Here is a 23,167-nt window from a genome sequence, read left to right on the forward strand (position 1 = left end):
GCCGGACCACTGGGGTTTCGGCCCGGCGCAGCCCTAATGTGCCTCGAGAAGAACACGCGATTTCAGGCCCAGGCCATCGTGGACCACCTTTCCGTTTTGGATGACCGTCCTTGGGGAATCCTCGTCCCAAAGGGAACTCGGGTTTTCCAGGGGATTCGCATCAAGGATGAGGATGTCCCCCACCGCACCACCCGTGAGCCGTCCCAGTGTCGGGGAATTCATCAGCTCGGCGTTTACTGACGTGACGGAACGCAGGGTATCCAGCATGCCCAGCACCTCCGATTGAAGCCGCAATCCGCGGAGTTGTTCGGACTCAAGCGCGCCAAGGAGGTCCGAGCCGAAGCCGATCCGCACGCCTGCGGCGTGCGCCCGGGCCACGGCAACTTTGCCCGCGTCCAAAACGAATGCGTTCTTCTCCTTGGCCACCTCGGTCATGCGCATCTCCTCACCTCGGCGGCTCATGGCATCGTAGGCGGCAAGGGTGGGAACCAGAAAGCTTCCGCGCTCGGCCATGAACGCCGCCGTTGCGTCATCCATTAGGTTTCCGTGTTCGATCGAACGGACCCCGTTGGCTACCGCGTGCACGATCGATTCGGACGAATACGCATGCGCGGCAACGTAGCTGCCCCGCCGCTCAGCCTCTTCCACCACGGCTTGGATCTCACCGGCGGAGTATTGCGGGACGCGGATGGGATCCGAAGGTGAAATGACACCGCCGGACGCCATGATCTTCACGGCGTGCGCTCCGGTCCTGAAACGCTCACGGACCGCGCGACGGAGGTTGTCCGCTCCGTCGACGATCTCGTTGGAGTGTCCGCACACAAAGTCGACGGAGGTTTCATCTGATCTCGGATCCCCGTGGCCGCCCGTCTGGCTCAGCGCAGGGCCGGTGTAAAAATATCGCGGGGACTCGATATGCCCTCCCGTGACCGCCATCGCCAGCCCGATGTCGCCGCCCGCGACGTCACGAACACTCGTGAAACCTCGGGCCAATGCCGCTGCCAGCCGTTTGGCACCGACCAAGGACAGAAAGCTCAACGGCGCCGTGTCATTGTAGAAGCCATCGAGGCTGATCCCGTAGGCGTGAAAATGGGCGTCTATCAGTCCCGGCATCACGAACCTGCCCCCCGCGTCGACGCTTGGCCAAGCGTCGTTGGGTTCCCCGAAACCCGCGATCCGGCCATCGGCGATTTGGATGGAGGACCTGACCAGGTCCGCCGAGTTGCCGTCAAAGATGAGGGCGTTGAAGATATTCAGGCTGCCGCTCTTTGCAAGGTTCATGACTTCTTGACCTCGTGGACTATCTTGAACGTCCGGCCAATTCCCACCGCGGAATCCTTGAGGAGCTCGGCCAGCCGGCCGTTGGACGAGGCCCGGAACGGGTTCTCGACCCACCCGTCGTAGGCCGACTGGTCCGGCCATACGGCGGTGACCAGGATTGTGCCGGCAGCATCGGTTGCCACCGAAATCTCTGAGGATATGGCGTCAGAATGATCGAGCGAATATTGCAGAATCTGCTCGTCGTCGTAGCGCTGAAGGACATCGCCAACACGTTCGGGGGCAACGTTGAGCATCAAAATTGTTCTAAGCATTTACTTCATCCTTTCGAAGATTTTCATCGAGGGCTGTGTCACCAAAAAGCGCGTAATTCGCCAGCCGTTCGGCGTCGAGCGAGTCCAATTCCAGGTTCAGCGCGGCGGCGGAATCACGAATGGTCTCGGTCCTGGTTGCCCCCGGAATGGGAACCATGCCGACTCCCAAGGACAACTCCCAAGCCAATATCAACCGATGAAGGCTCACGCCATACTTGCGCGCCATCTCGACAAACGGGTTGTCGGTGGATGCAATCTTTTGCTGGTCACCAAACGGGCGCCAGGCCATAAACATCAAACCCAATTGTTGGGATTTCTTGAAAGTCCCAAACCCGTCCACCGCGGTGGGCGAGAATTCATTTTGAACGGAAACAAGGAGCGGACCCAGAATGCCGTGGGCCACGCCAATTTCGGCCACCGAGACGTTGCTGATTCCCGCCCGTTCAATGAGTCCGTCGTCGACCATGTCCTTCAACGCTCCGATGGATTCTGCGAAAGGGACTCCGGGATCCGGAGCGTGTAATTGATACAGCCCAATGGATTCGCATCGCAGCCGCCGGGCCGATTCGCGGGCCGCCGATTTCAGGTGATCCGGCCGGCCGTCGATCAACCAGCGGCCATCACCGGGGCGAACCTTTCCCCCTTTGGTCGCCACAAGGACACGGTCTGCGTCCCCCCGGGCTGCGAGGACATCTCCGATCAGGGTCTCGTTGTGGCCGCGGTCCTGGGCACCCGCATGGTAGGCATCCGCAGTGTCCACGAGCGTCAAGCCGGCGTCGAGTGCCGCATTGATTGTCGCTTTTGCCCGGTCCGCATCGGGCCGGCCCTCTATGGACAGGCGCATCCCGCCCAAACCTAAATTTCCAACGAATCCGCCGGACTTGGCAAACCGCTGAGCCGATCCCCACATCATCCCGATACCTTTCTCTACGTTTGGCATACCGCTTCACGGACGGGTTCCGGCTGGGCGCAGCGATTGCCGACGCCCCACCGGAACCCCAACCGACATCTAACTGGCGAAAACCTCCTCCAGGGAGCTCGTCGTGTCACCGTCGCCCACCATGAAGCCGTAGTCGCCGGGCTCGATGCGGGTAAATTCCTCGCGGGTCAGCACCACAATGGTGGGTTCAAACGGTGCCACCAGCTCTTCCTCGACCTCGAAGTTGTGGGCGTTGACCACCTTGCCCAAAACGGTTCCCCGGGGAACCTCGTGCAGCAAGGAGTCCGGCGTGTAGTTCGAGAGCAGAATGCCGCCCTTGGTGGGCCGCAAAGTGGTGAGCGTCTTCAGGACCTTCTGGGGCTTCGACAGCGGAACCACGGCTCCTTCCAGGATCCCCACGGTGCGCAGGACGTTCAACGTTCCGGCAACCGCACGGTCCAGGAATTCCACTGTCCGCTGCCCGCCGCCGCCAAGTTCGCTCACCATGGCCGGCACTCCGGTGGTGAGCGCCATTTCCGTGGAGGAGCCGGGGTACGGTTCGTGGTGGTACAGCACCGGGGTGCCGTAGGCCTCGGCCATGGCCTGACCTTCCTTGTGAACGTAGGCATAGTCGACGGTCGAGTACAAACCGCTGGAGTGGTAGTCAATGAAGAAGTCCGCCTCCTCCTGGATTCCCGTCAGCACGGCGGCGAGCTGTTCGGTCAGCGAGCCGTTTCTGTCACCGGGGAAGATCCTGTTCAAGTTCAGCCCGTCCTGGACGGTGTGGCGGGTCATGGTCTCGTAGGCGTACGGGTTGCACACGGGCACGGCAACGACGGTTCCAATCAGGCGATCGATCTCGATGGCTTCCACGATCCGTCGCACTGCCTCAACACCGGTTGCTTCGTCGCCGTGGATTCCGCCAAACAACACGATCGTGGGGCCGGGTTTGCCACTGCTGAGCCGGTGCACGGCGAGTTCCACCCGATGCCCGCTGCCCATGGTGGTGACGGGAACGTATTCAATCGTGCGCGAGGCTTTACTGGTCATTTCAATCTCCTTGATAATTTTTTGGATGAAGAATTCGATGGTGAATTATGGGCGGGCGGGCTTCCTGGTTCCTTTGAAGAGGAACAGTGCGGCAACCGCCGCCAGGACGAGGGAAAGGCTGATGAGAATCGTGGCCAGGGCTGCCAAGGTTGGGTCCTGGTATTTCTGCATGTAAACAAACATCCAGACGGGCAGGGTTTCCTGGCCCGGCCGCAACAGGAAGACCGTCATGTCTACTTCGTCAAAACTGATGATGAAAGCAAATATCGTGGCGGCGATCAATGACGGCTTGATCGCAAAGAGCGTCGAAGCCCTAAACGCCATCCACGGGTTCGCACCCAAGTCCCGCGCCGCCTCATCGAGGGTGGCGTCCGTCCTGGCCAGGGCAGCGGTCAGAACGATGACAACGAATGGCAACATGATGATCACGTGCATCAGGATGACACCCGTGATTCCCTGAAAGGCTCCTACGGTATTTAGCAGCAGGAAGGCGCCCAGGCCGATGGTCACCTTCGGCACAACCATGGGTGCCAAGCTAAACACCTGGGCACCGTTCATGACTTTTGAGGAATAGCGGTGGAACGCCAGGCTGGCCATGGTGCCCACTACCATCACGATGGCCGTGGACCATACGGCGATATACAAACTCGCGTATGTTGCCTCGGCAAGACCGTCCTGGGTCATCAGGTTTTGGTACCACTTCATTGACCATCCGGGGATGGGCCACGCACCGTAGGAGGCCGATGAGAAGGACGAAACGACAATAATGAAAAGTGGGGACAAAACGAATATGTAGATTGCGGTGAGCCACACCTTCATCCCGATGCGCAGGCCCTTCGTGTCGCCAAGGCCGGTCACGCCAAGCTGCCCGCCAAAGGAGAATTTCTTTTGCGCCGCCGTGAACAGTCCCAGAACCACCAGTGCAAGGACCAGTAGAACAAAGCTCGTGACGGACGCCATGGGCCATTGAACGTTGTTGACGTCCGAATACACCATGGTTGCCAGCACTGCCACCCGCCCTCCGCCCAGGAGGGATGGGGTGGCAAAGGAACTCATCGACATGGCAAACACAATCTGTGCACCGCCAATAATCCCGGGCGCAATGAGCGGCAGGGTCACCCGTCTGAACGTCGTGATGCGCGATGCCCCCAGATCGCCGGCGGCGTCCGCCACCGCGCCGTCGAGCTGGCCCAGCGAGCTCATCACGGGAAACACGATGAACGGCAGGAATATGTGTACCAGCGCAATCACCACCGAGGGGCGTGCGTACAGCAATTGCAGGGCGGGCAAGCCCACCGAGGTCAGCATGGAGTTGAGCAGGCCGTGGTCATCCAGCAGCAGGCTCCATCCATACGTCCTGGCCACCACGCTTGTCATCAGCGGCGCAAATACGATGAAGAGTCCCACATATCGCCACGGCACGCTCTTGATCTTGTGCAGGCCGTAGGCCGTTGGAACTCCCACGGCCACCGCGATCACGGTCGACAGTGACGCAATCCGGAGGGTCTCAAGCACCCCGCCCCACCGGTAGCCGCTGGTGAGGAACTCAGCCCATGTGCCGATCGATCCGGTTTGGTCAGGCTGGCCGAACCGGACAACGTGGAACGAATTTTCAAACAGCATGACCATCGCACCCAGGAAGAGGGTGGCCAGCAGGAACAGGCTTGGTGCCGCAAGCATCCAGCCCGAAGCACCGCGCAACAGTCCGCGCCTGCGCGGCGGCTGTTCGTGCGGCTCGCTGGCCTGCCGGTCCTCCACCGGATCGTGCGTCGACTTAGAATTCACCAAGGTCGACATGGGTCAGATCTTCGAGACGATGTCGCTGTTCCAACGATCGGTCCAGGCCGCGTTGTTCTTGCCCACAATGTCCCAATCGATGTCAATGAAACCTTCGACAGTCGAGGGTTGAAAGGCCGGCAGGGACGCCAGCTTGGACGGAAGCACCGACTTGCTGTTAGCCGGGAGCTGGACAGCCGTTTCGGCCCACCGTGCAGCCCACTTTGGCGAGAGCATTTCGTTGACAATGTCCTGGCAAGCCTCGGACTCTGCGTCGCTTTGGCCGGCCACCGACTGCAGCATCACCGGCAGCGGGATGGCGCCTTCCTTCGGGATCGTGTACTGCAACGGCGCCCCGCCCTCAATCCATTGGTACGACGTGCCGTTGAAGTATGACGTGAGGGGCGTGGTCCCCGAGCTGAGGACGTTCAAGTACTGCGGGTTGGAATCGACGATCAACTTGATCTGGGAGGCCTTCTCCTCCCACAGCTTCCACCCCGGCTCCATGTTTTCCAGACTTCCGCCATTCATTTTGGCGGCCATGAAGACCACGTACCAGGGAAAGCCGAACATGCTGATCTTGCCCTTGAAGGCCGGATCCCACAGTGCCGACCAACTGTCCGGCGCCGTTGGCAGCTCCGTCTTGTTGGTCACTAGGCCGTATTGGTCGGCGCCGATGCCGATGCCAAACTGATCCTTCCGATGAAAGCTTGGCGCAATGTCGGCAACGTTCGACATCGCGGAGTAATCCAGCTTCTGCCACATTTTGTCCCCGGCGCCCTGGACGGTGGTGTTGGTGTTGAAGAATCCCAAGTTCACCAACGGCTGTGACGGATCCACCTTGCGTTGGGCCAACATCTTCCCATAGCCGACGGAATTCGACTGCTCATAGAATTTAATCTCCACGCTCGGGTGCGAGGCCTGGTACTCCTTGGCGAATTCCTTTGGCATCTTTGCCAGGTCGCCGCCGAGGAAGCAAAACATGGTCAGGGTCATTTTCTTTCCGCCGCCGGATGCGGTGCTGCCGGCGGCAAAGGGTGAGGCGCAGGCCGCCAGGGAGGCCGCCGCCGCGGTTGCGACGCCTCCGGCCAGGAAGCTTCGCCGGCTCAACCGAAGTTCGGGCTGCTTTGATTTCGCAGAGGTGACATCTGCAGATTTTTCAAAAAACATGTGGTTCTCCTTCAAATCTCACAAGCAATTAATGGGCCAAGATCACTGCAGAGCCGGAAGTCCAGCCAAATTTGATGCGCTGCCCGACAATTGGCAGGAACGACGCGTCGGTGGGCCGTTCGGACAGCACCGTACGTCCTCCGGCCAGGCGGATTTCGTACCGGATGCGGGATCCGCCAAACGTTATTTCCGAGATGGTGCCGTCGAAGCGGTTGGGTGCCTCCGGCGCGGCACCCTCGAAAAGCGAGACGAATTCGGGCCTGACGGTGATGACCCGGCCTGGCTCATCGAGGTCAACGGCAAGACCCTCCGTATGGAATCGGCCGTCCTTCATCTCTCCGCGGAAAACGTTGGTGTCCCCCACGAAAGTGGCGACAAATTCGGTAGCCGGGTTGTTGTAAATTTCCAGCGGGCTGCCCACCTGTTCGACTTTTCCGGCACTCATGACGGCAATTTCGTCGGACATGGTGAACGCTTCAAGCTGGTCATGGGTGACGTAGACAAAAGTCGTGCCGGAATTCTTTTGGATCTTTTTGAGGGCGTGCTGCATTTGGACCCTGAGCTTGAAATCAAGGGAACTAAGCGGCTCATCCAGCAACAGCACGGCCGGCTCGTTGGCCAGGGCCCGTGCAATGGCCACCCGCTGCTGCTGGCCGCCGGATATTTGGTGCGGATAGCGGTTGGCCATGGCGGAAAGTTCGACCAACTCGAGTTTTTCCGCCACGATCCGCTTGATTTCGGCTCGCGACTTTCCGTGGACTTTTGGCCCAAAAGCAATGTTCTTTGCGACGGTCATTTGCGGAAAGAGCGCCAGCCGCTGGAAGACCAGGTTGGTGGCCCGTTGGCGGCCGCTGGCGGCACGGATCGGCTCGTTGCGGATCTTCACCGTCCCGGCCGTGGGTTCTTCCAAGCCGGAGAGGATGCGAAGCAGGGTGGACTTTCCGCACCCCGACGGGCCAAGGAGCGAGAAGTACGAGCCCTTCTTGATGTTCAACGAAATGCGGTCAAGTCCCACGACTCCGCCGGCGTACACCTTGCGCAAGTCACTGACTTCAATGTCTTTTTCTTGAGAATGCATAGTTATTTCCTCGTTCTACGTTAAAGAAATTGCATTTACCTAGCCGTCAGGAACGTGCCGTTAACCCTTGCCAATGCCGGAAAGAAGTTGCGTCTGTTCAAAGAGCATCGCGATGGTGTCGGCTGCGATCTCGCGGGTAAACCTGGAGGCCGGGCCGCCAATCGACAATCCCCCAATGGCGCGGCCGTCGACGCCCAGGATCGGTGCCGCGCGGCAGCGCAGACCCGGGGCAAAGGTTTCTTCGTCGACCGCATACCCAACCCGGCGCACCTCTTCGAGTTCATCGGAGAGATTCGCCAGTTCCGCAGCCGGATCCCCATAGCCCGCGCCGCGAAGCAGCTCAAGTTGCTGCTCTTCGCTTTGCCGGGACATGACGGCTTTGCCGAGAGCTGCCCGCACGGGTGAGATGAGCTCGCCAATCCTGTTGACGGCGCGCAACGGGTGTTCGCTTTCGGTCCTTGCCACGATGATCATCTTTGTTCCAACGATCAGTCCACCGGTGACGCTTTCACCTGTTGCGGCCGCTAGAGACTTGGTTGCTTCCAATAGATGCGCGGGGCTGTGGAGTTGGGCCGCGACGGTCACCGACATCCTGACTAGTCGCCCGCCGGGCTCGTAGCGCCCGGCGTCGTTGCCGGTGAGAAATCCCCACTCCTCCAACTGGGCAAGCAGGCGGGATGTCGTCGACAACGGCACGTGAGCCTGGGCGGCGATCTCCGACAGTGTGAGCGGTCCATCCGGGGAGACTGTTGCCAGTTCGAGGATGTCCAGGATTCGACCCATGTAGCTTGTCTTTGGACTTCCACTCACTGAGAGTTCATTTTCATTCAGTGCAACTTCCATGGCATGACTGTAATGTGGCTCACGTTGAGGGGTCAAGAGCCTGACCGATATATTTCTTGCAGGAATTTTCCCAGGTGCCCGGCGGGCTCGTCTTTGACCGCCGCGAGGACTGAAACCTAGATCCGCGGCCGGGCCGCCCAGCGCGCGGCCTTCAGCGCCAGGTGCAGTTCCAGCCGGACCCGGCCGGCCAGCGGGTCAGCACCGATGATCCCGCGCACCCGCGAGAGCCTGTTGTACACGGTGGATCGGTGCAGGTGCAGCCGGTCGGCGATTCCGGCCACGGTGCCGTCGCTGTCGTACAGCAGCTCCAGCACCGGGAACAGTTCCGCGGCGCCGTCCCGATCCCGGATCAGCCGGTAGTACACGCTGTCCTCCGGGTTCGCGGCGCCGCCGGCCAGGACCTCGTAGACGCCGGCGCCGCGCACATCCAGGATCTGCCCCAGCGCCGGATCCACCACGGCAGCCTGGGCCGCGATCCGTGATTCCCGGCAGGCGGCCGGCAGGGCACGCAGGGACGTGAACGGCTCGCTGATGCCCATCACCACGTTCGACGCCGGCACCCCCAACCGCTTCGTCAACTCGGCCGCGTAGCGCTCCCGCACGGCGGCGTGCCGGGTCCGGCCCGGCGTGGACCGGAACAGCAACACGGCATGCGTGCCCAGCCCGGCACTGAACAGGGCGTCGTCAATGCCCACCGTGGCCTGCAGCCCGGCGCTGCGGTGCACGAGTGCCGCGGCGAGCGGGTCCCGTGCGGGCGCGCCCGCCGTCACCCGCTCCAGCCCGGGACCGGCGTAGACCGTGGCGGCCTGCCAGGGGCCGCGCTGGCGGATCTCCGGCCATTCGGCAATGACCCCGAGTGCGTGCTTGTCCCCGTCCGCGGCGGCCAGGAACTGTTGCTCCCGGTCGCGCCGAAGGCTGGATTCGGCCGTGTTGGAATCCAGCAGCAGCGTGGCCAGCAGGTCCAGCGAGTCGCGCACGGCCGGCAACTGGGCCAGGATCGCCGTCGCACTTTGTTCCTCGACGTCCTGCTGCACCCACAGGTAGCCCACGCGGAAGCCGCGCACCAGAAGCGGCACGCACACCCGGCCCAGCATGCCCAGTTCCTCGTTGGCCGGGACCACCACGGGGCGGACGGCGGTGGAGACCCCGTGCGAGAGCTGCCAGGCGCTGACGTCGGCCGGCACCCGCTTGCTCAGCAGGAAGTTCACCCGAACCCGGTCGGCATGGGACTGGTTGGCGCTGTAGGCCAGCAACAGCCCGTCGAGGTCCTCCAGGGAGAGCCCGCGGCCCAGTTCCAGGGCCAGCTGCTCCACAAGGTCCTCGATCTCCGGATTTCGCATGCAACCAGCGTACGGCCGGGGACAGACAGCAGGCGACACTTGCCCCGCAAGGATTCGACATTTGTCGAGACTGACCGCGAAAAGTTCCCGGAATTCCGGGCATCCCACAATCCGGGCCGGGACGGGAGCTATGAATTGCTTCACAACCCGGACGTAGTCTTTTGCTAACTGGCCACACACCGGCCCACACCGGCGCCCACAACAAAAGGACACACAAAATGATCATCGGCGTTCCCAAGGAAATCAAGAACAACGAATTCCGCGTAGCCATGACGGCCGCCGGCGTGCACGAACTCACCCGCCACGGCCACACCGTGCTCATCGAGCGCGGCGCCGGCGTGGGCTCCAGCATTGATGACACCGAATACTCCGACGCCGGAGCCGAGCTGGTGACCGACGCCGCCGAGGTGTGGGGCCGGGCCGACATGGTGGTCAAGGTCAAGGAGCCCATCAGCGTCGAGTACCCGTACTTCCGCAAGGGCCTGGTGCTGTTCACCTACCTGCACTTGGCCGCCGAGCCGGAACTGACCCGCGCGCTCATGGACAGCGGCGTCACGGCCATCGCCTACGAGACCGTCCAGGTGGGCCGCACCCTGCCGCTGCTGGCACCCATGTCCGAGGTTGCCGGGCGCCTGTCCGTGCAGGTGGGCGCCGCATGCCTGACCGCCCCGGCCGGCGGCAAGGGCATCCTGCTCGGCGGCGTTCCCGGGGTCCGCCCCGCCAACGTGGTGATCCTGGGCGCCGGTGTCTCCGGCACCAACGCCGCCGCCATGGCCATTGGCGCAGGCGCCGACGTGACCATCCTGGACATCAACATCAGCCGGTTGCAGGAATTGGACGCCCAGTACCAGAGCCGCTTGAAGACGGTCGCCTCCAACACCCTGGAAATCGAACGTTCCCTCCTGGCTGCTGACCTGGTGATCGGCTCGGTGCTGATCCCCGGGGCCAAGGCGCCCAAGCTCGTCACGAACGACCTCGTCTCCCGCATGAAGCCCGGTTCAGTCCTGGTGGACATCGCCGTTGACCAGGGCGGCTGCTTCGAGGACACGCGCCCCACCACGCACGCGGACCCTACCTACAAGGTCCACAACTCGGTGTTCTACTGCGTGGCCAACATGCCCGGCGCGGTCCCCAACACCTCCACCTACGCGCTGACCAACGTGACCCTGCGCTACGCCGTGGCCCTGGCCAACCTGGGCGTCGCCGCGGCACTGGAGGCCGACGCCGCCCTGGCCGCGGGCCTGAACGTGGCCGGCGGCCAGGTGGCGCACCACTCGGTGTCCACCGCGCACGGACTGCCGCTCGCCGCCGACTGGCGCCAGCTGGTCTAGCAACAAAAGGGCGGGGCCGGCGGGATTGTTGATCCCGCCGGCCCCGCCTTTTTCACACCCTGGTGGCGCTACGCGTGGCGGCTTCGGCGCCTGCGGTTCACGGCGATCCCCACGCCAATCAGCAGGGAGATCAGGCCCAGGCCGGACACCAGCGAGACGTTCGCGCCCGTGCTGGCCAGATCATTCCCCGGCGCCGGCGTCGCAACTGCCGAGGCTGCAGCGCTCGACGGCGTTCCCGCCCCAGGTGCCTTCGTCGCGGTCGCGCCGGCCGACGCCGAGCCCGTTGACGTCGCACTGATTGAGGCCGTGGCGCTGGGCGCCGTCGACTGCGTGGCCGTGGCACTCCCCGTCGGCTCGGTTGTCGGGTCGGTCGTCGGCGAAACCGTCGGACCCGTGGTGGGATCCGTGGTCGGACCGACCGTCGGATCGGTCGTCGGTGTCGCGCTGGGCGACGGCGTCGGGGTTTCCGTGGGGACAACAACCTCGGCGACGGTCACGGCGGCCGCTCCGGCGCTGCTGGCACCCGCGGCCTGGATCTGGTGGTCCCCGGCCGGCGCACCGGCCGGGGTCGTGACGTCAACGCTGAATGCGCCGTCGCCGTCGGCCGTGGCAGTTCCCAACGGCAGCGGATCCGAATGCAGGGTCAGCGCCACCTTCTCCCCCGGGGTGAACCCGGTGCCGGAAACCTTCCAACCGGACGCCGTGGCGGCCGCGGTCAGCACACCCACACGGGCCACCGACTTCTGGTCCAGCACGGACAGTGCACCGTTGGCGTCCAGGGCCGAGAACGCAAGCGTGTTCTCACCCGCAACGGCGGGGACGCTGAACATGAAGGACCCGTTGGCCGTGATCGGGTGGGCAATACCGTTGACCGTGGCCGTGACGGTGCCGCTGACTCCCGCCAACGTGCCGGAAGCCGTGAAGACCGGCTTGCCCGCGGCGTCAAAGGAGACCGTGGTAGACAGATCCGTCAGGGTCGTTGCCGCCGCGGCCGGTAGCGCGGGGGCGCCAACGGCCTTCCATGGCACGTCCGGTGCGCGGTAGTAGCCGATCTTGGCCGCGTCCCAGCCCTGGGCCACGTTGACCAGCCGGGCCGTGAAGTCCGCCAGCTGGGCCGGATCGTTCTGCCGGTCGGCCTTGGCGCTCCAGGCAACCTCGGCAACGGCCGGGAAGCGCGGGAACAGCATCTGGTTCATGTACGTGCGCACCGAATCAAAGGGCTTGGCCGCGGTCCACGGGACACTGCCGTTCTGGTTGGTCGCATCTGCCCACAGGGCCACCTCCACGCCAAGGATCTGGCTGTCGGTGATGGCCATCTTGCCGCCGCCGGTCACGTTGGGAACGGCCGTGGTGGGATCCCACTGGTAGGCGCGGGCCAGGTTGATGTAGCCGCCGTTGACCCACGTCAGGCCGTATTTTGTGCTGGAATCGTACTTCATGTCGATGTACGTGTGGTCGGCCGGGGACATGATCAGCTTGTTGCCGGCGGCCAGGGCGTGGGCAACGTTGGGGGTCAGGGCGGGGTCGCCGGATTCCTGGGCGTAGTTTTGCAACACGCCGCCGGCGGGCAGGCCCTCGCCGTCCGCCCACGAGTTCCAGGCGATGACCTTCTTGCCGGTATCGGTGACGATCTTGTTCACGATCGACGTGTAGTCAGTGAACTGCTGGTGGGAGAGGCCGGCGGATTCGTCGCCGCCCACGTGGATGTAGTCGCTCGTGGTGGTCTGCCCGGCAACGTCGGCCATGACGGCCGTCAGGAAGTCCTTGACGTTGCCCAGATGTGCGGCGTCCTGGAGGCAGAAGTTCGGGCCGCGGCCAAAGTTGGTCCACGGCGGGATCACGGTGTTGTTGCAGTTCAGGTTGGCCACGGAGGACATGGCGGCGCCGGCGTGGCCGGGCCCGTCAATTTCCGGGATGACCTGAATGAACCGCGCCTTTGCGTAGTCCACGATTTCCTTGTAGTCGGCCTTGCTGTAGAACCAGGGACCGGCCACGCCGTTGTCCACCGTGCCGGCGGGGATGCCACTTTGCACGGACGCGCCGACACCGGTCAGGGCCGGGTAGGCGTCGATCGCAATGCGCCAGCCCTGGTCCTCGGTGAGGTGGAAGTGGAAGGCGTTGAGCTTGTAGTCGGCCATGTAGTCGAGGTATTTCTTCACGTCCGCCACCGGGTAGAAGCGGCGGGCCACATCCAGCATGGCGCCGCGGTACTCCCAGCGGGGCTTGTCCGTGATCTCGACGGGCTCCACGGTCCAGGCGCCCGCCTGGACCGTGTCGGCGTTGATCTGGGCCGGCAGCAGCTGGCGCAGGGTTTGGATGCCGTTGAACACGCCCTCGGCGGTGTGGCCGGTGATGGCCACTCCGGTGCCCTTGACGCTGAGCGTGTAGCCCTGCGCGCCCAGGGATTCCGGGCCGTTGGCGGCCAGCGTGATGGCCGGGTACAGGCTCGACGCCGTTTGGCCCACCGTGAGCGCGAAGCCCGTGGCGGGCTTGAGCTCGTTGGCCAGATAGCTGCCCAGCGTGGCTGTCGCGGCATCGGTGACGATGGGCGTGTTCTTCGTCAGGCCAAAGCGCGGGCCCTTGCCGGTCACCACGGAGTTCGGCTCCGGGATCAGGGCGGGCAGCCCGGTGGGGGCCACGTAGTCCGGGTTGACCTCGTTGACGGAGAATTCGGCCACCGTGGTGGTGTCCGTTCCCGCGGCGCCAATATCGGAGTACGCCACCAGCTTCACGTAGCGGCCCGTGGCGGCCTGGGCAAAGTAGGCGCTTTGCTTGGCGCTACCGGTGACGAAGGCGCCTCCGGCAACGGGTGCGCCCCAGTTCTTCGTGTCGTTGGAGACGTAGATGCGGTAGTCGCCGATGTTGCCGTTGGTGTTGTTCTGGCGCGGCAGGTAGTTCACCCCGCACAGGGTCTTGCTGGCACCCAGGTCCACGGTGAGCGAGTTCGGGAAGTCTTCCGTGCCCACGGACCAGCCGGAGGACCAGAAGGTGTTGGAGTTTCCGTCAATCGCATTGGAGGCGGGGGTGTCTTCCGAGCCGTAGTGCGCCAGGGACTCTTCCGAATTTGCCGTGGCGGACACGGGGCGGGCGGACGCCGGCGCGCAGCCGGCCGGAATGGCCGTCACCGCGGCAGGTGCCGTGGGAAGTTCAAACGGCGCCGGAAGCGTCACCGTCTCGCCGTTTGCGGAGGCCGTGAAGGGTGCCCCTGCGGCAGTGGCTGTAAAGGTGAGCTGGGGGGTGAAGCCGCGGGCCGCGACGTCGTCGGCGGTGAACGTGTGCTTCTTGGCCCGGCAGATCAGGTTGGCTCCCGGTGCCAGGGTGCCGCTGAAGCAGCCGGCAATGTCGATGTTGGACGTGGCGGCGATGTTGCTCAGCGGCACATTGCCGTCGTTGGTGATGCGCACCACGTAGGAGCCCTTGTCCTTGATGCCAAGGCCGGGCGGGGACGCGTAGTTGAACACGTCGAGGATCGGTTCAATCTTCACCGACGGGGCGGGGGTCAGATCGGCGGGGGCCGTCACGGCGCTCGTGGTGATCTTGACGTTCTTGATGGTGCCCTTGAACATCCACTGGTCGATCGGTGCGGGGTTCGACCCGGTCTTGAAGTGCACCCCGCCGATGGTCACGGTGTCCAGGTTGGGCAGGGACTTGAAGAAGTACTGGCCCGTCTTGGAGTAGATTTCGGTTCCGTCCACGAAGTACTTCGTGGTGCCGTTCGCGGCCGTCAGGGCAACCGTGTGGTCTTGGCCGTCCATGACGTTAAGCGTGGAGGCCGGGCTCTGGTTGGCCAGGTAGCCCTGCGCCCGGGAGGGGCGGATTTCAAAGTAGGGGTTCTTTCCGCTGTTGACGGTCAGCAGCAGGTCGTGGTCGTCCACGCCCTGCTGCACGGCGCCAAACAAGGTCTGCGGGACAGAGGTTCCTGTGTTGGTGCTGTTGAACGTGACGGAGACGGTGCCGTTGTCCAGGTTCTTCAACTTGGCGAGGATGTCGGTGGTGACGTCGGTCAGGGCGCTGCCGTCGTAGGTTTTCGGCGTGTTGTTTTCGTACACCACGGTGTCGGCCGCACTGCCGGTGCCGGCCACGGTGGCCAGGGGCACCATGACGGTGGAGCTCTTGCCGCCCGAGGTGTACGTGGCCTTCACAGTGACGGCCTGCACGGCGCTGTCCTTGCTCGTGGCCACGGGGACGTTGACCACGGCCTGTGCGCCGGCGGCGATCACGGGTGTGGCGACGGTGCCTGCGATGTAGCCGCCGCCGTCGACCGCCAGCGAACCGGCCGGCAGGGATGCGGCGCCCTGGTTGGTCACGGTCACGGGAACGGACGTGGTTGCGCCCACCGACAGCTTGGTGGTGGTGGGGATGGACAGCGGCGCGCATGCGCCGTCAAGCTCGGAAAGCGGGAAGGAGGCGAAGGTGATGTTGGCGTAGCCGTTGCGCTCGTAGAGCACGCCCACGGTGCTGTTGTTGACCATGGCGGCCGTGGAATAGCCGGAGGCGCCGGTTTCCAGGACCTTGGAAACGGGCCAGGTAAGTCCGTCGTCGCACGAGAGGCGCACCGTGGTGTTCATGCGGATCTGGGAGTCGAAGTTGTTGGTGGAAATCATCCACTTCGACTTCGGATCGCTTTCGGGCAGGGTGGGGAACACGCGGGTCAGCGAGCCGTTGCTGGCGGGGTCCACCAGGGCGGGGTCGTTGATCATGGGGCCCCAGGTGGCGCCGCCGTCGGTGGAGAAGGCGCGCTGCCGGGTGCCGCCGTTGCGGTTGCTCAGGATCAGATTGCCGTTGGACATGGCGGCGGTCTTGTTTTCATCGGCGTTGCCGGGGGTGGGGGCGCCGTGCTGCCAGGTGGCGCCGTTGTCGTCGGTCCAGGCGCTCACGGCGGCGTTGCGGCCGCCGGTGCGCACCACGTACTGCTGCACCAGGCGGCCCTTGTAGGGGCCGGTGGCGATGAAGGTTGCCATGCCGGAAGAGGCGAAGGTGCCCGCCCAGGCGGGGTCCTTCGTCTCCGGGGTGATGTTGTGGTGCTGCCAGGTGGCGCCGTTGTCATCGGAGTAGCTGACCAGCTGCTGCACGATGCTGGGATCGTCGGTGTTGCCCACCGCGCCGGCGGCAAAACCGGTCTTGCGGGAGCCGGCGTAGAACAGGAAGACCCTGTTGGTGTCCGGGTTGTAGCCCAGCGACGGGTCGCCGAAGCCCTCCGGGTAGTCGCCGCCCCGGGCCACGGTCTGCGGGGCCCAGGTGGTGCCGCCGTCCTTGCTGATGCGTACCATGGCGTCAATGTGCGACGGGATGTCCGCCACGGTCTTGCGTCCGTCATAGGCGGTGATGACGGTGCCGTCCTTGGTGACCACCATGGCCGGAATCCGGTATTGGCGGTATGCGCCGTCCTGGTGCGTGGCGATGTCCGTCTTCTTGACGTTCGCCAGCGGCTCCAAGGGCGCCGGGGTGGACACGGGCGTCGCCGCTGCGGGGACGACGGCGGGTGCGGACCCCGCAGCCAGCGGTACGGCGTGTGCGGGGGCACCGAGGGCGCCCAGCATGCACGCCGCCACGGCGACGGACATGGATCTTCTCAACCAGGTACTCAATGCGCTCTCCCAGGGATCATGCGTGCGATGAGGGCCGACGCGGCATCAAATAGGACGTCCGACGTCAACGGGCTGAGCCTAATCCAAAGTGCTATGGATCACAATGCTGTTACATGACGCTATTTGAATCCTATTTAGCATTAAAAATCATCCCTATGGAGCCCTGCTGGACAGTCCCGTGCGCCCGCAGTAGCGTTCGGACGTGAAACCAACCGGCAACGCCGCCGCCCGCGACACCCCATCAAGGAGCCCAACATGACCAGCTTTGTGACGTCCGCGGACGGAACCCGGATCGGCTACGACAGCGACGGATCGGGACCCACAGTCATTTTGGTGGGCGGGGCCATGCAGTTCCGCGGCTTCGATTCCAACACCGTGGCCATGGCCAAATTGCTGGGTGCGCACGGCTTCACCGTGATCAACTTCGACCGCCGCGGCCGTGGCGACAGCGCCGCGGCGGGGTCGTGCACGCTGGCGGACAACCTTGCCGACCTTTCCGCGCTGATCGAGGCGGCGGGCGCGCCGGCCGCACTGTTCGGCAATTCCTCCGGCGGGGCCATTTCGCTGGCCGCAGCCGCCGCCGGCCTGCCCGTCTCCGCCGTGGTGGTATTCGAGGTGCCCCTGGGCTCCGAAGGCGGCACGGATGGCGCGGAGAACCTGGCCGGGCTGCAGGCCACGCTTGCGAACGGCTCCCCCGACGACACGATTGCGTACTTCATGAAGGACATGCCGGCCGAGTGGCTCGACGGTGCGCGGAACAGCCCCGGCTGGCCGGTCATGACGGCCATGGGCCCGTCGCTGGAGGCCGACGCCGAATCCCTCGCCTGGGCCCAATCCGCACCCCGCTCCGAACTGTTTGCGTCCGTGAACGTTCCCGTGCTGGCGCTGGTGGGCGAGCATACGCTGCCCATCATGCACCCCGCGGCGGACTCCATCACCGCGGCCATCCCTACCTCCACGAAGGAAACCATCGCGGCGGCCAACCACAGCTGGGAGCCGGAGGCCATGGCCGCCCGAATCGCCGGATTCCTCGGCAAGCCCACGGCCTAGGAGCAATCGCCTGATTCAAGCAGCCCTGGTTCAAGCCGCCCCCGGCATGCCGTGACCTGCCCGCAACCACGTTGCGGTTTGGCGCCCGGATTCTGCGGCGCCTACCCCCGGCCCGATCCCCTGCCTAGGCTGATTCCGCCGGGCGGCGCCACCGCCAGGTGGAATTCGGGGAGGGCACCATGGGCGGGCGACGCAGGATCCTGGCAGTTGCGGCACTTGCGGGGGCGGTCCTCGTCGTGGCCGGCTGCTCCGGACCTTCCGTAGTCGCCACGCGGGCCGACGGCGCAAGCCCGGCACCGGCGTCGGCCGCTTCAGGGACCACCGACTCGGCGGCGTCAGATTCGGCGGCGGCGGACGGAACGGACACGGCAGGCGCCGATCCCACCGTCATGGCCACCACGGCATCCGTCACGGTCTACTACGTGGCGCCGGGCGACGGCGGCGAGACCGGAATCCTGGTGGGCTGCGGCGACAGCGCCGTGGCGGTGACCAGCGGTGCCATCAGTTTCACCGACCCCGTGGAGGGGGCGCTGCGCATCCTTCTCGCCGACCACCAGGAACAGGTGGGCGAATCCGGCTTGGACAACGCACTGTGGGCATCCCGGCTGTCGGTGAAGAACATCGACCGCTCCGGCACCGTCATCACCGTCAACCTGGTCGGGACGCTGGTTCCGGGCGGGGCATGCGACATTCCGCGCATTGACCAGCAAATCCTGCTCACGGCGCGGGTCGCGGCGGGCGGGCCGGTGGACGTCACCGTCAACGGTAAGACGTTGAGTGCCGCGCTGGGCCGAAAATAAAGGCCTGCTGAAAAAACTTTTGATGCCTATTTAGCAACAACAGTTGTATCCTGACAACGTGAACACTCCAGACGTTGGCGCCAATGCTGCCGCCGAAACCCTGTCCGAAGAAACCGTCGACGCGCTTGCCCGCGCCCAGGGGCACCACGCGCCCGCCGAGCCGCAGCCGCACCCGCACGAGGCGCTGCTGTCGGCACGGGCGGCCAACATCAAGCAGTCCGCGGTGCGCGACGTGTTTGAGATTTCCATGCAGCCCGGACTAGTTTCGCTGGCCGGCGGCAATCCGTACCTGCAGTCGCTGCCACTGAACCACCTGGCCGACACCGCCGCGCAGATCATTGCCGAGCACGGCCTCGAGGCGCTGCAATATGGCGGCGGGCAGGGCACCCTGGAACTGCGCACCCAAATTTGCGAGGTCATGGCCGCCGAGGGCATCCACGATGCCCGCCCGGAGAACGTGGTCATCACCGCCGGCTCCCAATCCGCCCAGGACGTTGCGGCCAAGGTGTTCTGCGATCCCGGTGACGTGATCCTGCTGGAGGACCCCACCTATGTGGGCGCACTGAACACCTTTGAGGCGTACGAGGTGGACGTGCAAGCCGTGGCCGGTGATGAGCACGGCCTGATTCCGTCGGCCCTGCGGGCCAAGATCGCTTCGCTAAAGGCGGCCGGGAAGACCATCAAGCTGCTGTACACGATCCCCAACTTCAACAACCCCTCGGGCGTCATGCTGGCCCCCGAGCGGCGCCAGGAGATCGTGGACATATGCCGCGAGGCGAATATTCTGGTGCTGGAGGACAACCCCTACGGGCTGCTGAAGTTCGACGGCGTGCTGCCGGCCCCGCTGCGTGCCGCCAACCCCGACGACGTGCTCTACCTGGGCTCGTTCTCCAAGATCTTTGCCCCCGGACTGCGCATTGGCTGGGCACTGGTCCCTGAGCACCTGTTGCAGCGCTACTACCTGGCCAGCGAGGCCGTCACGCTGTGCCCGCCCACGTTCAACCAGCTGCTGGTCAGCGACTACCTGCGCAATTACGACTGGATGGGGCAGATCCGCACCTACCGCAGCCTGTATGAGGAACGCTGCGCGGCGTTGCTTGCGGCGCTTGAGGAATTCATGCCGGAGGGGGTCTCCTGGACCCGGCCCGAGGGCGGCTTCTTCGTCTGGCTGACCCTGCCGGAGGGAATTGACAGCTACCCCCTGCTGTACAAGGGGATCGACGCCGGCGTGGTGTTTGTGCCCGGTGCCGCTTTCACGGCCACCGAGGGGCCCAGCAACAAGCTGCGCCTTGCCTACAGTGCCGTCCCGCCGGAATCATTGCGCGAAGGCGTCAAACGGCTGGCGCCCGTGCTGGCCGAGGCCATCGCCGGGGCGGCGTAGCGGTACTCAGCCCTGCGCATCCGGGGCCAGCTCAAGGGCGTGCCGGCGCCCGGGAGGCATCTTGTCCTGCTGCATTGCGCCGCGGATGGCGGGTGCCAGGATGGCCGCCATATGCTGGGCCAGGAACTGTTCCCCGGCCAGGTTGGGGTGTTCCAGGTCGCTTGCCAGGTCCGTGCTTTCCGCACCCTGGAACCAGCCGAGGGCCACGGGGTCCACGAACTTCGCGCCAATGCCGGCGGCACCGTCCGCCAGCGACTCGCGAATGGTTGACAGCAGCCCCTGGTCGTCGTCGGATTCGGAGGTCGGCCCCACCACGATCACCGTCGCGTCCGGGGCCAGGACCTTGACCCGGGCCAGCGTTGCCTGGATGGCGGCGGCAACGCCCGCGTCGCCGGTGTCGTTGTCGGAGCCAAACAGCACCACCACCTGCGACTGCGAGTTCACGATGCGGTTGACGAGGTCCAGGAACACGTCTCCGTCCTCACCGGGCTGCACATAGCCGGCACCGTTTTCGGAGGCGTTGGTGATCTGCGCCTTCAAACCCTGGCTTGCCAGGAGGGGTTGGGCCTCGGCGGGCCAGGTGACCCCCGGCGTCCTGAACCCGGTGCTGAGGGAATCGCCGATCACATCGACGTGGACGGTGGCCACGGGGTCCACCCGGGGCACGGAACCGTAGGCGTCGGCGGCAAAGACCACCACCAGGAGGACCACCACCACGGAGATGGCGCTGGCGAAACGGCCCCGCCACTGCGAAAGCCTTTCGGCCAGGGTGCGCAAATCCGGGTGAGCCTTCATACCCCAAGGGTGTTCCGCCAGCTTGCGCCGATCCCGAACGCCCGCTGAAGGTTTCTTATGAGTCTCCTCCATGCAGCAAGGGCCTCGTCAGGCTCGACCAGCGGTGGTCGAGCCCGACGAGGCCCCCGTGCGACGTTACCCCTAGTAGCGGGTCAGCGTGCCACAGCGCTGGATCGTGAATCCCTTCGCGTATGAGGGAATCTCAACGATGATCTGCGCAGAACCGTAGTAATTGTCAATGATCTCGTCGAGCGAGCCACCAAAACCGCTAAGAATTGCGGCATAGCAGGAGTTTCCACTGCCCGAGGCATAGTAGGTGCCGGGCAGGACGTCCACTCCCACCCGGTAGGTGCCGTCGGCGGTAATCCTGGTTGCCTTGGCGCCTGTGGAGGTGACGGTAGTCCAACTGCCACATCCGGAGGTATGGAATCCCACGTCACCCGCAGAAATCTGCACATAGGTGTGGGCTGGGCCAAAGTAGTTCGCCTTGATCTGACTCAAACTTCCGGAGAAACCGCTCAAGCGTTCCCAGTAGCAACTATTACCGGCGCCGGTGGCCTTATAGAGTCCGGGCTTGAGGCCGGATCCCACGCGATACGTGCCGTCACCCTTGATGGCAATGACGGGGGGCATTGGAACGGCAACGGCGCCGCTGGCCACCACCTTGGCGTCGTAGTACTGCTTGCGGGCGGTCACCCGCACGGTGATCGACTTGCCGTTGTCGGCCGAGGCCAGCTTGTAGGTGCGGTTCCGTGCGCCGGAGATCGCTGCACCGTTGCGGTACCACTGAAAGCTCACCGATGACGGGCCCGGCTTGTAGCTGCCGTTGCTGGCGGTCAGTACGGAGCCCGCCTTCAGGGTGCCGGTGATCTTTGGCGCCGTCACCGTGGTGAAGACGGCGTTGCGGACAACCGTGGCCGCGCTAAACGTGGCCTTGGAGGTGAATCCGGCCTTGGCCACGGTGACCTTGACCGTGATCTTGGTTCCGATGAGGCTCGAGCTCAGGTTCAGGAACGAGTACGTCCCACCCCTGATCGCCTTGCCGTTGCTGTACCACTGGTAGCTGGTCGACGTCGGAGCCGGGGACCAGCCCTGCGAGGTCCGCAAGGTCTGGCCAAAGCGGGCAGTGCCCGTGATGGTGACGTTTTTTGTGGCGGTGAAGACGCCTGCGGCGATGGTTCGCGCGGCCGAGTACTTCTCGGCTGTGACAAATCCGGCCTTGGTGGCCCGCACGCGGACCTTGAGCGCCTTGCCGTTATCGGCTGCCGCTGCCGTGTACGTCCGCGCCGTGGCGCCCGCAATGGCGGCCGTTCCGCGGTACCACTGGTAGCTCAGGGCTGCGCCGGTGGGAGCCCAGTTGCCGGCATTGGCACTCTGGACCTGGCCGACCCGGGCCGTCCCGGAAATCGTGGGAACGGGGGCCGTGGTGAAGGTGCCCGCGGCAACGCTGAGCTGCTTGGATGAAAGCACCAGCGGCGTATAGCCGGAGAGCGATAGCGTGGTCTTCACCGAGAGCAGCTGGCCGGAGTCGGCGGCCGCCGCGGTGTAGCCGGCGCCGGTTGCTCCGGCGATCGCCGCCGTGCCGCGGTACCACTGGTAGCCGATGTTTGCGCGCATGCCGAACGGGCCGTTCCAGACCGGTGCGGTCACGGACAGGGCCAGTCCAACCTTGGGCGTGCCGCTCACGGCACCGCTCCAGCTGACATTTTGGAAGGTGCCGGTGCCGACAGTGACGTCGGAGGCGCCGGCCTCGATGCCCGCACCGTCCTCGTCAAGGGAGGCCACCACGGAGAGGTGGATGGTTGCGCCGGCCAGGCCGTTCATCAGTTGAAGGGTGGACTTCCCCCCGACTGGCAATGACTCCGTCAGGACCGTGTCACCATTGGCGGTCCAGGTGAAGTGGAGCCAGGCGGCGCCGTCCCATTCACCGCCCGTGGAGGTGAGCGTGCCGCCCACCACGGGATCGCCGTCGATCACGGGTGCGTTGACCTCGGTAACGACGGCGGGTGCGGCCGGGGCTGCGGGAGTGTCCGTTGCAGCGGAATCAGCGCCGGCCGGCGCGGAGGCCGTAGGCTCCGGTGCGGGCGCCTCCGTCGGATCGACGGGAGCTGCCGGTTCAACGCTGGCCGACGCGGAGGCCGAGGTCTCCGGTTCAGGCTGGTCGGCGTAGGCCGCGGGGCCGGCGAGCAGGCCCGCCAGCAGGACCGCGACGCCGGCGGTGGCGCCGGCCGCGGTCAAGTGATGCCGCACGCTTCGCGCGCGGCCCTTCTTGGTAGTCATGAAATTGTCCCCTATCCCAAAATCGGCGAGCCCGATCGGACTAATCCTAAGGGGCCGCACCGACATTGCCACAGTGGACCATGTCATAACCGGGGCGGATAACCGGTTTTCCGGTCTCCCGGTTATCGGGTTTCGACAAGCTCAACCACCGAGCCTGCGAGCTCCGGGGCTGGG

At 64.7% G+C, this 23,167-nt stretch carries 16 protein-coding genes; 4 read left to right on the top strand and 12 right to left on the bottom strand.

The features are described 5' to 3' along the window. Positions 1-33: 33 nt before the first annotated feature. The 9 genes from AL755_RS21220 to AL755_RS21260 all read right to left on the bottom strand — a co-directional run bounded on the left by AL755_RS21220 (position 34) and on the right by AL755_RS21260 (position 9,768). On the bottom strand, positions 34-1,281 hold the full coding sequence (locus tag AL755_RS21220; RefSeq protein WP_054012713.1) for a metal-dependent hydrolase family protein: 1,248 nt from the start codon (positions 1,279-1,281) through the stop codon (positions 34-36). Next, complete coding sequence (locus AL755_RS21225) at positions 1,278-1,592, bottom strand: hypothetical protein (RefSeq protein ID WP_150117200.1); 315 nt, start codon at positions 1,590-1,592, stop codon at positions 1,278-1,280. The genes AL755_RS21220 and AL755_RS21225 overlap by 4 nt, the downstream gene beginning before the upstream one ends. Then, the gene (locus tag AL755_RS21230; RefSeq protein WP_237762570.1) at positions 1,585-2,532 is read right to left on the bottom strand and encodes an aldo/keto reductase; all 948 of its coding nucleotides are present in this window, start codon (positions 2,530-2,532) and stop codon (positions 1,585-1,587) included. Before AL755_RS21230 ends, AL755_RS21225 begins: the two co-directional genes overlap by 8 nt. Positions 2,533-2,601: 69 nt before the next feature. Continuing rightward, positions 2,602-3,561, bottom strand: a complete 960-nt coding sequence (locus tag AL755_RS21235) for a succinylglutamate desuccinylase/aspartoacylase family protein (RefSeq protein WP_054012715.1) — start codon at positions 3,559-3,561, stop codon at positions 2,602-2,604. Between the two features lie 45 nt (positions 3,562-3,606). After that, positions 3,607-5,358 (bottom strand): ABC transporter permease, encoded by a 1,752-nt coding sequence (locus AL755_RS21240; RefSeq protein ID WP_054012716.1) that lies wholly within the window; start codon positions 5,356-5,358, stop codon positions 3,607-3,609. A 3-nt stretch (positions 5,359-5,361) separates the two neighbouring features. Beyond that, the gene (locus AL755_RS21245) at positions 5,362-6,507 is read right to left on the bottom strand and encodes an ABC transporter substrate-binding protein (protein ID WP_054012717.1); all 1,146 of its coding nucleotides are present in this window, start codon (positions 6,505-6,507) and stop codon (positions 5,362-5,364) included. 28 nt (positions 6,508-6,535) lie between these two features. Further along, a complete protein-coding gene (locus tag AL755_RS21250; RefSeq protein ID WP_082369480.1) occupies positions 6,536-7,585 on the bottom strand; it encodes an ABC transporter ATP-binding protein in 1,050 nt (349 codons plus the stop codon). 60 nt (positions 7,586-7,645) lie between these two features. Further along, positions 7,646-8,395 carry an IclR family transcriptional regulator gene (locus AL755_RS21255; RefSeq protein WP_160318945.1) on the bottom strand — a complete coding sequence of 250 codons (750 nt, stop codon included), beginning with the start codon at positions 8,393-8,395 and terminating at the stop codon, positions 7,646-7,648. Positions 8,396-8,544: 149 nt separating this feature from the next. After that, complete coding sequence (locus tag AL755_RS21260; RefSeq protein ID WP_054012720.1) at positions 8,545-9,768, bottom strand: PucR family transcriptional regulator; 1,224 nt, start codon at positions 9,766-9,768, stop codon at positions 8,545-8,547. A gap of 218 nt (positions 9,769-9,986) precedes the next feature. Between AL755_RS21260 and ald the strand changes: the two genes are divergently transcribed. Next, positions 9,987-11,099, top strand: coding sequence for an alanine dehydrogenase (gene ald / locus AL755_RS21265; RefSeq protein ID WP_054012721.1), 1,113 nt, complete (start codon positions 9,987-9,989; stop codon positions 11,097-11,099). A gap of 68 nt (positions 11,100-11,167) precedes the next feature. Here the strand turns inward: ald and AL755_RS21270 are convergent, their stop codons facing one another. Continuing rightward, positions 11,168-16,663: a family 20 glycosylhydrolase gene (locus AL755_RS21270; protein ID WP_054012722.1), complete on the bottom strand. Its 5,496-nt coding sequence runs from the start codon at positions 16,661-16,663 to the stop codon at positions 11,168-11,170. A gap of 279 nt (positions 16,664-16,942) precedes the next feature. On the opposite strand from AL755_RS21270, the gene AL755_RS21275 reads away from it, so the two are divergent. The 3 genes from AL755_RS21275 to AL755_RS21285 all read left to right on the top strand — a co-directional run bounded on the left by AL755_RS21275 (position 16,943) and on the right by AL755_RS21285 (position 19,918). Next, positions 16,943-17,737, top strand: coding sequence for an alpha/beta fold hydrolase (locus AL755_RS21275; protein ID WP_054012723.1), 795 nt, complete (start codon positions 16,943-16,945; stop codon positions 17,735-17,737). 179 nt (positions 17,738-17,916) lie between these two features. Then, positions 17,917-18,537, top strand: coding sequence for a hypothetical protein (locus AL755_RS21280; RefSeq protein ID WP_150117201.1), 621 nt, complete (start codon positions 17,917-17,919; stop codon positions 18,535-18,537). A 58-nt stretch (positions 18,538-18,595) separates the two neighbouring features. Beyond that, on the top strand, positions 18,596-19,918 hold the full coding sequence (locus tag AL755_RS21285) for an aminotransferase-like domain-containing protein (protein ID WP_237762571.1): 1,323 nt from the start codon (positions 18,596-18,598) through the stop codon (positions 19,916-19,918). Positions 19,919-19,924: 6 nt separating this feature from the next. Here the strand turns inward: AL755_RS21285 and AL755_RS21290 are convergent, their stop codons facing one another. Further along, complete coding sequence (locus tag AL755_RS21290; RefSeq protein WP_160318946.1) at positions 19,925-20,713, bottom strand: SGNH/GDSL hydrolase family protein; 789 nt, start codon at positions 20,711-20,713, stop codon at positions 19,925-19,927. Positions 20,714-20,854: 141 nt separating this feature from the next. After that, a complete protein-coding gene (locus AL755_RS21295) occupies positions 20,855-22,993 on the bottom strand; it encodes a hypothetical protein (RefSeq protein WP_237762572.1) in 2,139 nt (712 codons plus the stop codon). Positions 22,994-23,167 lie beyond the last annotated feature (174 nt).

The organism is Arthrobacter sp. ERGS1:01 (assembly GCF_001281315.1).
Lineage (GTDB): Bacteria > Actinomycetota > Actinomycetes > Actinomycetales > Micrococcaceae > Specibacter.